The sequence below is a fragment of the Acidovorax sp. genome (assembly GCF_047607405.1).
Taxonomy (GTDB): domain Bacteria; phylum Pseudomonadota; class Gammaproteobacteria; order Burkholderiales; family Burkholderiaceae_C; genus Acidovorax.
Genome location: NZ_JASGDA010000039.1, coordinates 1 through 13,015 on the forward strand (window position 1 = coordinate 1; position 13,015 = coordinate 13,015).

The 13,015-nt window shown below is 70.2% G+C and carries 13 protein-coding genes; 6 read left to right on the top strand and 7 right to left on the bottom strand.

Annotation, left to right across the window (positions count from 1 at the left end; genetic code table 11):
- The 4 genes from QM569_RS05015 to QM569_RS05030 all read left to right on the top strand — a co-directional run.
- Positions 1-569, top strand: a 569-nt coding sequence (locus QM569_RS05015) for a hydroxypyruvate isomerase family protein (protein ID WP_414986132.1), incomplete at its 5' end; no start/stop codon positions are given.
- A 98-nt stretch (positions 570-667) separates the two neighbouring features.
- The gene (locus tag QM569_RS05020) at positions 668-1,828 is read left to right on the top strand and encodes a GGDEF domain-containing protein (protein ID WP_414986133.1); all 1,161 of its coding nucleotides are present in this window, start codon (positions 668-670) and stop codon (positions 1,826-1,828) included.
- Positions 1,829-1,871: 43 nt separating this feature from the next.
- Positions 1,872-3,350, top strand: a complete 1,479-nt coding sequence (locus QM569_RS05025) for a M20 family metallopeptidase (RefSeq protein WP_414986134.1) — start codon at positions 1,872-1,874, stop codon at positions 3,348-3,350.
- Positions 3,351-3,363: 13 nt separating this feature from the next.
- Entirely contained in the window at positions 3,364-4,221 is an 858-nt protein-coding gene (locus QM569_RS05030) for a lysophospholipase (protein WP_414986135.1), read from the top strand.
- Positions 4,222-4,300: 79 nt separating this feature from the next.
- On the opposite strand, the gene QM569_RS05035 is transcribed toward QM569_RS05030, so the two are convergent.
- From QM569_RS05035 to def, 6 genes are read right to left on the bottom strand one after another with little or no spacing between them, the layout of a single operon-like run.
- Positions 4,301-5,500 (bottom strand): phosphoglycerate kinase, encoded by a 1,200-nt coding sequence (locus QM569_RS05035; RefSeq protein ID WP_414986136.1) that lies wholly within the window; start codon positions 5,498-5,500, stop codon positions 4,301-4,303.
- A 43-nt stretch (positions 5,501-5,543) separates the two neighbouring features.
- Entirely contained in the window at positions 5,544-5,879 is a 336-nt protein-coding gene (locus QM569_RS05040; RefSeq protein WP_414986144.1) for an AzlD domain-containing protein, read from the bottom strand.
- Positions 5,880-5,884: 5 nt separating this feature from the next.
- Positions 5,885-6,709 carry an AzlC family ABC transporter permease gene (locus tag QM569_RS05045; protein ID WP_414986137.1) on the bottom strand — a complete coding sequence of 275 codons (825 nt, stop codon included), beginning with the start codon at positions 6,707-6,709 and terminating at the stop codon, positions 5,885-5,887.
- Positions 6,706-7,671, bottom strand: a complete 966-nt coding sequence (gene fmt / locus QM569_RS05050) for a methionyl-tRNA formyltransferase (RefSeq protein ID WP_414986138.1) — start codon at positions 7,669-7,671, stop codon at positions 6,706-6,708. Before fmt ends, QM569_RS05045 begins: the two co-directional genes overlap by 4 nt.
- A 15-nt stretch (positions 7,672-7,686) precedes the next feature.
- A complete protein-coding gene (locus QM569_RS05055) occupies positions 7,687-8,175 on the bottom strand; it encodes a hypothetical protein (protein WP_414986139.1) in 489 nt (162 codons plus the stop codon).
- Positions 8,172-8,681 carry a peptide deformylase gene (def, locus tag QM569_RS05060; protein ID WP_414986140.1) on the bottom strand — a complete coding sequence of 170 codons (510 nt, stop codon included), beginning with the start codon at positions 8,679-8,681 and terminating at the stop codon, positions 8,172-8,174. The genes QM569_RS05055 and def overlap by 4 nt, the downstream gene beginning before the upstream one ends.
- A gap of 190 nt (positions 8,682-8,871) precedes the next feature.
- Between def and QM569_RS05065 the strand changes: the two genes are divergently transcribed.
- On the top strand, positions 8,872-10,086 hold the full coding sequence (locus QM569_RS05065) for a LysM peptidoglycan-binding domain-containing protein (RefSeq protein WP_414986141.1): 1,215 nt from the start codon (positions 8,872-8,874) through the stop codon (positions 10,084-10,086).
- Between the two features lie 37 nt (positions 10,087-10,123).
- Positions 10,124-11,263, top strand: a complete 1,140-nt coding sequence (dprA, locus tag QM569_RS05070; RefSeq protein WP_414986142.1) for a DNA-processing protein DprA — start codon at positions 10,124-10,126, stop codon at positions 11,261-11,263.
- 68 nt (positions 11,264-11,331) lie between these two features.
- Here dprA and QM569_RS05075 read toward each other — a convergent pair.
- Positions 11,332-13,015: DUF1631 family protein (locus QM569_RS05075; RefSeq protein WP_414986143.1), on the bottom strand; the 1,684-nt coding region annotated here is incomplete at its 5' end.

The following is a 13,015-nucleotide window of genomic DNA, read 5'->3' on the forward strand; positions in this document are numbered from 1 at the left end:
GCGGCACCGCCGCGCTGCCGGGGCGCGAGGCCGAGTTCCGCGCGGGCATCGCCCAGGCGCTGCGCTATGCCGACGCGCTCGACTGCCCGCGCGTCCACGTGCTCTCGGGCGTCGTGCCGCCCGGCGCGCAGCGCGATGCGCTCCAGGCCCAGTGCGTTGCCAACCTGCGCTGGGCCGCCGCCGAGGCCGCGCGCGCGGGGCGCGAGATCCTCATCGAGCCCATCAACCCGCGCGACGTGCCGGGCTACTTTTTGAACCGGCAGGACGAGGCGCACGCGCTGCTCGACGCCGTGCAGGCCCCCAATGTGAAGGTGCAGATGGACCTGTACCACTGCCAGATCGTGGAAGGCGACGTGGCCGCCAAGCTGCGCCGGTACCTGCCCACGGGCCGCGTGGCCCACATCCAGATCGCGGGCGTGCCCGAGCGGCACGAGCCCGACCAGGGCGAGCTGCACTACCCCTACCTGTTCGGCGTGATCGACGCGCTGGGCTACGGCGGCTGGGTGGGCTGCGAATACCGGCCCGCAGCGGGTACCACGCAAGGGCTGGCCTGGCGCGACCGCCTGTAGCGACAGGGCCGCCGCTGCCGCAGAAAGACTGACGCTGCGCAAGAACCCGTGCGATCGGGCCGGTTATCCTAGCCAGACTTCACTGCGCCCAGCCCTACATGCCGCTCTCACTCGACGTGCCCACCATGCTGCTGATGACGGCAGCGGCGTCCCTTGCCATGGCGGGCGCGCTGGCGGCGGTGCGGCCCGAGCGGCGCGAAGGCATCGGCCTGTGGGCGCTGGGGCTGGTGCTGCACACCATCACCTACGTGCTCTTCACCCTGCGCGGCAAGGTGCCCGACTGGGCGAGCATCGTGCTCGCCAACATGCTGCTGTCGTGTACCTTCGCGCTGGTGCTGGCCGCCGTGCATCAATTCCAGGGGCGCGCCTTGCCGTGGTGGCGCATGCTGGTGCCGGTGGTGGTCATGACCGTGCTGTACGCCGTGTACATCGACGACTACCGCATGCGCCTCATGATCGCGGGGGTGGTGCCGCCGGTGCAGCTCGGCCTGGCGCTGTGGTCGCTGTGGGTGGGGCCGCACCGGCCCGCGCAGCGGCGCGGCGCCGCCATGTTCTCCGCGGGCCTGGCGCTGCAGGTGCTGCTGCTGGGGGTGCGCGGCGTGGCAGCCGCCACCTACGCCATCCCGGTCGAAGGGCTGATGCACGGCAACCTCACGCAGTCCTTTACCTTCATGGCGGCGTTCATGGTGGTCATCTTCTCGTCGCTGGGCTTCATCCTCATGACCAAGGACCGGGCGGACGCCGACAACCGCTACTTCGCCGGGCACGACGCGGTCACCGGCGTGGCCAACCGGCGCGCCCTGCTGCTGGCGCTGGACCGCGACGTGGCGCGCGCCGTGCGCACGGGCGAGTGGTATTCGCTGCTGATGCTGGACATCGACCACTTCAAGGACGTGAACGACACCCACGGCCACCGCGCGGGCGACCGGGTGCTGGGCCACGTGGCCGCCACGCTGTGCGCGCGGCTGCGGGCGCAGGACCTGGTGGGCCGCTACGGCGGCGAGGAGTTCCTGGTGCTGCTGCCCGGCACGCCGCTGGACGGCGCGGTCGAACTGGCCGATGCGCTGCGCGCCGCCGTAGCGCAAACGCCCTGCATGCACGAGGGCCATGCCATCCCCGTCACGGTGAGCGTGGGCGCAAGCGGCGCGCGCCTGGCGCCCGGCGCGCATTGGGACCCGCTGCTCCAGGCCGCCGACCAGGCCCTCTACGCCGCCAAGAGCGCGGGCCGCAACCGGGTCGAGGCCACCGCGCCAAAGTGACATACTTGTTTCTCCATCCATTTGCCCCCACGGAGGATCCGCCATGAACGCCCGCCTGCCCACCGCCGTGCTCGACTCCGCCCTGGCCCTGGAGAGGGTCAGCCAGGCGTGGGACGGCGACATCGTGCGCCAGCTCACCGACTACATCGCCATCCCCGCCAAGTCGCCCACCTTCGCCGCCGACTGGGCCGAGCAGGGCCTGCTGGACACCGTGGTGCGCAACGCCGCCACGTGGATCGAGGCGCAGAAGGTCGCGGGCCTGACGCTCGACATCGTGCGCCTGGAAGGCCGCACCCCCGTGCTGTTCTTCGAGATCGCCGCAACGCAGAGCGGCAGCACCGACACGGTATTGATGTACGGCCACCTCGACAAGCAGCCCGAGTTCTCCGGCTGGCGCAACGACCTCGGCCCCTGGACGCCCAAGTACGAGGACGGCAAGCTCTACGGCCGTGGCGGCGCGGACGACGGCTACGCCGCCTACGCCAGCATCGCCGCCGTGCAGGAACTCAAGCGCCAGAACGTACACCACCCGCGCATCGTCGGCCTCATCGAAACCTGCGAGGAAAGCGGCTCGGGCGACCTGCCCGCCTACATCGCCGCGCTCAAGCCCCGCATGGGCAACGTGGCCCTGGTCGTGTGCCTGGACTCCGGCGCGGGCAACTACGACCAGCTGTGGCTCACCACCAGCCTGCGCGGCATGGCGGCGGGCACGCTCAAGGTGCAGATCCTCACCGAAGGCATCCACTCCGGCGACGCCTCGGGCCTCGTGCCCTCGTCCTTTCGCATCATGCGCCAGGTGCTCGACCGGCTCGAAGACAGCGCCACGGGCCGCCTGCTGCCCGGCAGCTTCCACTGCGAGGTGCCCGCCGACCGCCTCGCGCAAGCGCGCGCCACCGCCGCCATCCTGGGCGACGAGGTCTATAAGCGCTTCCCGTGGGCGCACTACGACTGTGGCGGCGCCACCACCTTCGCCCTGCCCACCACCACCGACCCCGTGCAGGCCCTGCTCAAGCGCACCTGGGAACCCACGCTCAGCGTGACCGGCGCGGACGGCTTCCCCGCCCTGCAGGACGCAGGCAACGTGCTGCGCCCCTACACCGCCTTCAAGCTCAGCCTGCGCCTGCCCCCGCTGGTGGACGCCGCCCAGGCCGTGCAGGACCTCAAAACCCTGCTGGAAGACAACGCCCCCTACCAGGCCCGCGTCACCTTCGAGCCCGGCGGCGCCGCCACCGGCTGGAACGCGCCCAGCACCACGCCGTGGTTCGAGCAGGCGCTCAACCAGGCATCGCAGGCCCACTTTGGCGCGCCCTGCGGCTACATCGGCCAGGGCGGCACCATCCCGCTCATGAACATGTTGAGCGAGGGCTTTCCCACCGCGCAGATGATGGTCTGCGGCGTGCTCGGCCCCAAGAGCAACGCGCACGGCCCCAACGAATTCCTGCACGTGCCCTACGCCAAGAAGCTCACCGCGTCGGTTGCCCACGTCATCGCCGCCATGGCCAAGCAGGGCGCAACTGCCTGAGCCGCTGCGCGAAATGCCTGAAGTCACCCTCACCACCTTCACCGCCGCCGACGGCGAGAACCTCGCCGTGCAGGACTGGCCCCTGCCTCCGGCAGCACCCCGGCGCGGCACCGTGCTCATCGTCCATGGCCTGGGCGAGCACGTGGGCCGCTACGGCCCCGTGGCCCACCGCCTGAACGCATGGGGCTTTGCCGTGCGCGGCTACGACCAGTACGGCCACGGCGAATCGGGCGGCCCGCGCGGCGGCCTCACCACCGACACGCGCCTGCTCGACGACCTGGCCGACATGGTGGACGCCACCCGCGCCCGCATGCCCGCGGGCGAGCCCTTGGTGCTGCTGGGCCACAGCATGGGCGGCCTGGTGGCGGCGCGCTTCGTGTCCATGAACCTGCGCCCGGTGGACGCGCTGGTGCTCTCGTCCCCCGCGCTGGACCCCGGCCTGAGCGCCGTGCAGAAGCTGCTGCTGGCCACCCTGCCCCGCATCGCGCCCAACCTGCGTGTGGGCAACGGGCTGGATGCGCAGTACCTCTCGCACGACGCCGCCGTCTGCGCCGCCTACCGGGCCGACCCGCTGTGCCACGACCGCATCAGCGGTCGGCTGGCGCGCTTCATCGCCGAGGGCGGCCCCGCCACCGTGGCCCGCGCCGCCCACTGGGGCGTACCCACGCTGCTGATCTGGGCGGGCGACGACCGCCTGGTCAACCCCGCAGGCAGCAGCGCCTTCGCCGCCGCCGCGCCCAAGGCGGTGGTGCAGGCGCATTGCTTCGGGCCCCTGTTCCACGAAATCTTCAACGAAAGCCCCGAACTGGCCGCGCCGGTGTTCGACATGCTGCGCCAGTGGCTGGTGCAGCGGCTTCCAGAGAAGTTATAAGCCAAATTGGCCTCTAGCGCTTATCCAGCAAGCACTAGCAGCTATTAATCCAGGAGCAATCTTCTGGCGCCTTCAGGCATCAAGCGCTGGCAACGGCGCGTTTTTCGAGAATCTCGAACGCGGGCAGCGTCTTGCCTTCCAGCACTTCCAGAAAGGCGCCGCCGCCGGTGGAGATGTATCCCACCTGTTTTTCGATGCCGTATTTGGCGATGGCCGCCAGGGTGTCGCCGCCGCCTGCGATGCTGAAGGCGGGTGATTCGGCGATGGCCTGGGCGATCTGGCGCGTGCCGTTCTCGAACGCGGCGAACTCGAACACGCCGACCGGGCCGTTCCAGACGATGGTGCCTGCGGACTTGAGCTGCGCGGCCAGGCGGGCGGCGGTTTCGGGGCCGATGTCCAGGATCAGGTCGTCCTCGGCCACGTCGGCGGCCTTTTTCACGGTGGCGGGCGCGTCGGCGGCGAATGCCTTGGCAGTGACCACGTCGGTGGGGATGGGCACCTCGGCGCCGCGCGCCTTCATCGCGTCGATGACGGCCTTGGCCTCATTCACCAGATCGGGTTCGGCCAGGCTCTTGCCGATGGGCAGGCCCGCCGCCAGCATGAAGGTGTTGGCGATGCCGCCGCCCACGATGAGCTGGTCCACCTTGTCGGCCAGGCTTTTCAGGATGGTGAGCTTGGTGGACACCTTGGAGCCCGCCACGATGGCGGCCAGCGGGCGCTGCGGCTGGGCCAGCGCGCGGGTCAGCGCGTCGATCTCGGCGGACAGCAGCGGCCCGGCGCAGGCGATGGGCGCGTACTGCGCGATGCCGTAGGTCGTGCCCTCGGCGCGGTGGGCGGTGCCGAAAGCGTCGTTCACGAAGATGTCGCACAGGGCGGCGAGCTTGCGGGCCAGGTCGTCCTTGTTCTTCTTCTCGCCCACGTTCAGGCGGCAGTTCTCCAGCAGCACGACCTGGCCGGGGGCGACGGTGACGCCGTTCACCCAGTCGGCAACCAGGGGCACATCGCGGCCCAGCAGTTCGGACAGGCGCTGGGCGACGGGGGCGAGCGAGTCCTCGGGCTTGAATTCGCCCTCGGTGGGGCGGCCCAGGTGGCTGGTCACCATCACCGCCGCGCCCGCGTCCAGCGCCATGCGGATGCAGGGGACGGATGCGCGGATGCGCGTGTCTTCGGTGATGCGGCCGGCGTCGTCCTGCGGCACGTTCAGGTCGGCGCGGATGAAGACGCGCTGGCCTTGGGCCTTGCCCTGGGCGCACAGGTCGGAGAAACGAAGGATGTTCATGGCAGAGGCTTGAAGAATGAAGCCCGCCATTTTAAGGAGCGCCCTACCAGCCCCAGGCGACGTGCAGCGGCAGATAGACCGCCATGCCGACCACGATGGTGCCCAGGATGCCCCGGCGCCAGAAGTAGTAGGCGCTGGCGCACAGCACGGCGGGCAGGCGCGCGTCCATCCAGGTGGTGATGAGTGCGCCCTGGGTCATCAATATCTCCGGCGCGATGACGGCGGTCAGCGCCGCCAGGGGCGCGTATTTCAGGCCGCGCTTGAGCCAGTCGGGCAGCGGCACCTCGCGTTCGGGGATCATGAAGAAGGCGCGCGAGATGACGGTGATGACGGCCAGGCCCAGGATGGCGATGGCGGGCGTTATCCAGTCCCAGTTCATGGGTGTCATGGGTGCTCCTCCTCGCGCAGCGGCACTTCGTCGCCTGCGGCCACGCGGCGCTTTTCCTCGGGCGGCAGCGTGGCCTTGGGGGGCACCAGCACCACGTCGGGGGGCTGGCGATGCTTCTCCAGCGCCTCGATGAGCAGGCCCACGGCCACGGCGGCGGCGATGGCCACCAGGATGTTGAGCTTGAGCGGCAGCGCAAAGGCCGCGATGGCCGCCGTGGCCGCCACGCCCGCCGCCAGCCAGGTGGCCCGGTCGAACAGCAGCGACAGCAGCACGCCCACCAGCGCCAGCACGCCCGCAAAGCCCAGGCCCCACGACAGCGGCACCGCGTTGGCCAGCACGATGCCAACCATGGACGCCCCCTGCCATGCCAGCCAGTTGGTGGCCGCCGCGCCCCAGAAGTACGGCACCTGCTCGGGCTGCGGGCGCTGTTCGGGAAAGCGCTGCATGAAGGCCACGTAGATCACGTCCCCGCTGAAGTAGCCGATGGCCAGGCGCTGGCGCAGCGGCAGGTGCGCGAAGTAGCTGCGCCACATGCTGCTGAAGATGACGAAGCGCAGGTTGACGCAGCTCGCGGTGAGCCAGATCACCCACAGCGGCGCGCCCGCCGCCAACAGCGGGACGACGGCCAGTTGCGCGCTGCCCGCATAGACGAGGAGCGACATGAGCACGGCCAGTCCCACCGGCATGCCGCTCTTGACCATGACCACGCCGGTGACGAGGCCCCAGGCGCCGATGCCCACGGACGTGCCCGCCAGGTCTGCCATGGCCATGCGGAACGCGGGGTGGCGCGCCGTGCGGGCGATGGGTGCGGCGCGGCTCATGCGGATGGGTTTCCCAGCACCATGCCGGGTTCCAGGGCAAAGCCGCGCAGAAAGTCCGCCGCCGCCAGCCGCTTGCCGCCCGCGCGCTGCAGCGTGGTCAGGCGCAGCGCGCCCTCGCCGCAGGCGACGGTGACGCCTTTGTCGTTTACAAGCAAAATCTGCCCGAAGCGCTTATCTGGCAAGCACGAGTAGCTATCAATTTCGTAGCTCCAGACCTTGATGGTTTCACCGCCGCACTCGGTGCTGGCGCCGGGGAAGGGGTCGAACGAGCGGATGCGCTGGCCGATCAGGGCGGCGGGCTGCGACCAGTCGATGGCGGCCTCGTGCTTCTCGATCTTGTGGGCGTAGGTCACGCCATCGGCAGGCTGCGGCACGGGGCGCAGCGTGGCGTGCTCGCGCAGTGCCTGCACGATCAGGCGCCCGCCCAGGTCGGCCAGCTTGTCGTGCAGCGTGGCCGTGGTGTCGGCGGGGGCGATGGGCAGGCGCTCGGCCAGCAGCATGGCGCCTGTGTCCAGGCCCGCGTCCATCTGCATGATGGTGACGCCGGTCTGCACATCGCCCGCCTCGATGGCGCGGTGGATGGGCGCGGCGCCGCGCCAGCGCGGCAGCAGGCTGGCGTGGATGTTGAGGCACCCCAGGCGAGGCAAATCCAGCACCCACTGCGGCAGGATGAGGCCGTAGGCGGCCACGACCATCACGTCGGCCTGGGCCGCCAGCAACGCATCGCGCGCGGCAGCGGCTTCGTCGGGGTACTTGCCGTCCAGGCGCAGGCTGCGCGGCTGGGCCACGGGGATGCCGTGGGCCTGGGCGCACTGCTTGACGGGGGACGCCTGCAGCTTCATGCCGCGCCCGGCGGGGCGGTCGGGCTGGGTCAGCACCAGCGGCACGGTGAAGCCCGCGTCCAGCAGGCGCTGCAGCGCCACGCGGGCGAAGTCGGGCGTGCCCGCAAAAATGACTCTCATCGATCGATCAGCCAATCAGTCGCGCGGTTCTTTGACGTTCGGCAGCTCGTCGGTGAACAGCACCAGGCGCACCACGCCCTGCCGATCCACGTGGACGTGGGCCAGGCGCGGGTCGGAGAGCTGGCGGAAGCGGTAGGTCCAGATGTCGCCGTCGAAGCGCGCCACGCGCTCCACGCGCAGGGGCGGGCCGAAGGTGCGCTGCACGTCGGCCAGCGTCCACACGCCGACGGGGATGGCCTCGAAGCGCGTCTGCGTCAGCACCTGCTCGTTGCGCACCAGGCGGTCGCTGGCGTCGAAGTCGAGGTTGTACGCCGCGAAGCCCGCCGGGAGTTGGGAGTACAGCAGCCGCTGGCCCGACTGCAGCGGGATGGTGGCGGTGGGCGGCCCCAGGCGCGCCAGCACCTCGGCGCGCGGCGTGCCGGGCTTTTCGCTGGAAACCAGGGCGCAGCCCGGCAGCAGCAGGGCGGCCAGCGCCAGGCACAGCGCGAGTGCCGCGGCCTTCATGCGCGCGCTCCGCGCTGCTGCTTGAGTAGCTTGGTCTTGATGCGGTTGCGCTTGAGCGGCGAGAGGTATTCCACGAACACCTTGCCCAGCAGGTGGTCCATCTCGTGCTGGATGCACACGGCCAGCAGGCCGTCGGCCTCGATGACGCGCGGCTGGCCGTGCTCGTCCAGCGCGCGCACGTGGACGGCGTCGTGGCGCTCCACGCCGTCGTAGATGCCGGGCACGGACAGGCAGCCTTCGTCGTTGACGTGCTTTTCGGCGCTGGCCCAGACGATCTCGGGGTTGATCAGCACCAGGGGCTGGTTGCGCTCCTCGGACACGTCGATGACGATCAGGCGCTCGTGTACGTCCACCTGGGTGGCGGCCAGGCCGATGCCGTGGGCGTCGTACATGGTCGCCAGCATGTCGGATGCCAGCGCCCGGATGCGCTCGTCCACGACCTCGACGGGGCGGGCGACCTTGTGCAGGCGGGGGTCCGGGTAACAGAGAATGGGAAGAATTGCCATGAATGCAGCCTGAAGATGTCGCTATTTTCGCCACTTTCGTCGGCTGCCGCAGCACGGCAAGCCAATAATCGTTGCCGAATCAAGGGCTTGAGCAGAGAATCTAAGAAGCTTTGTAACGTATTTATGCTGCGCGGTAAAAGCGCGGCGCCAGCGAGGGGGGCGTTTCCCAATGCATGAGAAAAGGAACAACATGACGGCATTCACCAGCGTGCGGCGGACCGCCCTGGGCGCGCTCACCATCATCGCTGGCGCCATCCTGGTTGTCGCACCCGCCCAGGCGCAGAACTATCCCATTACCCCCCACCAGCGCGCCACGGCGCAGCAGGTGTCGGAGCGCGGCGTGCCCCTGTCCGAACTGGCGCCGAACGCGCCCGACACCTACACCGTGCAGCGTGGCGACACGCTCTGGGGCATCTCGGGCATGTACCTCAAGCGCCCCTGGCGCTGGCCCGAGCTGTGGGGCATGAACCTCGAAGCCATCCGCAACCCGCACCTGATCTTTCCGGGCCAGACGCTGTACCTGGACAAGAACGGCGGCTATGCCCGCCTGCGCACCACGCCGCCCGGCGCTGCCGCTGACGGCCAGACCGTGCGCGTCTCGCCCCGCACGCGCACCGACAGCCTGGCGGACACGGCCCTGCCCACGCTCAAGACCCACCTGATCGAGCCCTTCCTGGTCGAGCCCCTGGTGGTGGATGCCGACGAGCTGCGCCGTGCGCCCCGCATCGTCGCCACCACCGAAGAGCGCGTGCTGATGGCCAGCGGCGACCGGGCCTACGTGCGTGGCGACGCCGCGTCGCCCCTGCGGGCCGAGGCCGGGGCGCCGCGCTTCTTCCGCGTGTTCCGCGATGCCGTGGCCCTCAAGGACCCCGTGAGCGGGGAAATCCTGGGTTACGAGGCCCAGTACCTGGGCAAGGCCGAACTGGTGCGCGGCGAGTCCCTGGAGGAAACCGACGACGGCAAGGGCGGGCGGGTTGCCGAATACGTGCCCGCCACCGTCGCTCTGTCGGCAGCCAAGGAAGAAATCCGCGCTGGCGACCGTCTCCTGCCCGCACCCGGGCGCGCCTTCGTCAGCTACACCCCGCGCGCTCCCGGCATCGAGGTGGATGCGCGCGTCGTGTCCATCTACGGCAGCTCCGCAGTGGCGTACGCCGCGCAAAACCAGGTCATTGCGATCAACAAGGGCGCCCAGGACGGCATCGAGCCGGGCCAGGTCCTGTCGGTGCGGACCAACGGCTCGCGCATCAAGGACTCCACCGACGAGGCCAAGGCCACCATCAAGCTGCCCAGCGAGAGCAACGGCACCGCCATGGTGTTCCGCACCTTCGACCGCGTGTCCTACGTCCTGCTGCTGGAGATTCGCAACGGCGTGCGCGTGGGCGACCGCCTGGTGAACCCCGAGTAAGGCCCCGTCGCCCCAGGCCGCCGCGCCGTTTTGCCGAATGGACCGCGACGAGCTTGGCGCCTGGCTGCGCTTGACGCTCTCCCCGGGCGTGGGCAACGGCACCGCGCGCAGCCTGCTGGCCCGCTTCGGCCTGCCGCAAGCCATCTTTGACCAGACCGAGGCGGCGCTGCTGCACTGCGTGACGCCCGCCCAGGCGCGCGCGCTCACCGCCGTTCCCGACAACTGGCAGGCCCTGCTGGACACCACCTGGCAGTGGCTGGCCGACGCCCGCCCCGAAGGGCCCGCGCGGGCCATCGTGGCGCTGGGCGACCGCCGGTATCCGCCACTGCTGCTGGAGACGCAAGACCCGCCGCTGCTGCTGTACCTCATGGGGCCTGCGCGGCTGCTGGACGCCAACCCCTTCCCCACGGGCCTCTGCCTGGCCGTGGTGGGCAGCCGCAACCCCACGGCGCAGGGCGCGGAAAACGCCCGGCATTTCTCCCGGGCGCTGCAGGGCGCGGGCCTCACCATCGTGTCGGGGCTGGCGCTGGGCGTGGACGCTGCCGCGCACGAGGGCGCCCTGGACGCCGCGACCGATGGCGCCGCAGCAGCCACCATTGCCGTGGTGGGCACAGGGCTGGACCGCGTCTATCCCCGCAAGAACCTGGGCCTGGCGCACCGCATCGCGGCGCGCGGGCTGCTGGTCAGCGAATACCCGCTGGGTACGCCGCCGCTGCCCGCCAACTTTCCCAAGCGCAACCGCATCATCTCGGGGCTGTCGCAGGGCACGCTGGTGGTCGAGGCGGCGCTGGCCTCCGGCTCGCTGATCACGGCCCGGATGGCGGCCGAGCAGGGCCGCGAGGTGTTCGCCATTCCCGGCTCCATCCACGCGCCCCAGTCGCGGGGGTCCCATGCGCTGATACGCCAGGGGGCCAAGCTCGTCGAAACCGCGCAGGACATCCTGGAAGAACTGTGCCTGCCCGCCCCGGCGCAGGACGGCGGCAGCGCGGCACCGGCGGGCCCGCCGGAAAGCCCGCTGTTGCAAGCCCTGGGCTTCGACCCGATGGGCATCGATGCGCTGGTGGCGCGTACCGGGTGCGATGCGGCATCGCTGCAGGTGCAATTGCTGGAGCTGGAGCTGGACGGCCATGTGGCGCGCCTGCCAGGTGGCCTGTTCCAGCGCGTGGCGGGTGCCTGATTGCTATGAATTAGATAGCTGCTGGCGCTTATCCCATAAGCGCTGGGGGCCAAAAAGACCCATAAAAATCAATCCAGCAGCCGCTCGGGATTGGCATCCAGCTTGGCCAGCGCGTCGCGCGTGGCGCGCACCGTGAGCCCCTCTTCGTCCTGCGCCACGAGCAGGCCGGCCTGCAGGTACGCGGCCAGGCGGTGCAGCTGGATCAGGTAGCTGCTGCCGTCCACGGCGGCGAACAGGTGCAGCTGCTTGCGCTGGCTCTGCCAGACGTACTGCACCTGGGCGGACGCGCCGTTGTGGTCCAGCGTGTACCAGGTGCCGGGCCGCAGTTCCTGGGCCCAGGCCACCATGGCGTCCTGCACGGGCGCGCCGTTGTCGGCGATCACGTGGATGGACGATGCGTCGATGCCCAGCATCATCTCGATGTTGTCGGCGTTGAGCGGCATGTCGCCCAGCGTGGCGTCGCTGATGTAGTCCTCCAGGTTCGCCAGGCGCTTGGCCATGGCGTCGATGTGCGCCTGGGGAATGGATGCGGTCTTGGACAGGAAGGCGTCGGTCAGCGTGTCGGTGAGCACCTTGATCTGCGCGTCCTGCGCCGGGCCCTTCACGCCCAGGCTGTCCAGCCCCTTGCGCAGGCGCTCCAGCAGGCCGGGCAGGTTCTGGATGACCTGGGTGCGGTCGGCGCGGTGGGGCTTGGCGCTGGCGGCCCAGACCAGGTCGGCGGCGGTGCGCTTGAAGGCGACGGTGTCGGCGTGCTGCGGGCCCTCGCGCACGGCGGACAGGGCCAGCACCTCGGCCCAGGTCTTGAACAGAAAGTCGCGGATCTCGTCGCGCACCGGCATGTCCTTGAGCATGTTGCGCAGCTCGATGGTGTACTGGATGGCCAGCGTTTCCTTCTGCTCCACCTGCTGCGCCACGCTCACGATCTTGGAGGTGGCCTGCTTCTCGGTGAGGAACTTGGCGAGGAATTTCTCGAATTCATCGTGGACGAGTTGGAACACCCGCCGCCCCGTCTCGGGGTACTGCTCGATCACCTGCACCACGCGGCGGATCTCGGCCTCCAGCGCGCTGCCGTTGATGCTGGTGGCGTCAAAGCCCAGCACGCAGGCGCCCATGCGGTCGATGAGCTGGCGCGCGGGGTGGTCCAGGTTGCTGAAGAACTCGGGCTCGGCCAGCGCCACACGCAGAACGGGCACCTGCAGCCGCGCAAACCACACGCGCACGGCGGGCGGTATGCGGTCTTCGGCCAGGATGCTCTGGAACATCAGCGCCACCACTTCGATGATGGCCTTCTCGCCCGCCGTGGAAGCCTTCTTCTTGAGTTCGGTGGAGCGTTCGCGCACGGTGCCCGCGAGCTGCACCACGGCGGCGGGGCTGTAGTCCTCGGTCAGCGTGGCGACGCTGCTGTAGTACGTATCCGCCTGCACGCGGTGGGCCGACAGCGCGTGGGCCAGCGCAGCCGATGCCGGTGGGGCGTTGATCATGTCGAAGCCCGTCGCGGGCTGCGTCAGCAGCTTGCGCAACTGGCCCATGACGCCCTGGGCGCGCTGCCGGGCGCGGGCCAGGGGCGTCATGCCCGTGGCGAAACCGGCGTGCATGCCCTGCGGCGCATGCCCTGCCGACGGGTGCATGCGCTGTGGCGGGTACGGGTGGCCGCCGCCCATGGGTCGGCTGGGCATGCCCAGGCCGCCGCCGCTGTGGCCGCCGCGCGGCACGGCGGTGGCCGCCAGCGCGTCGCGGCTCTGGGCCAGCGCC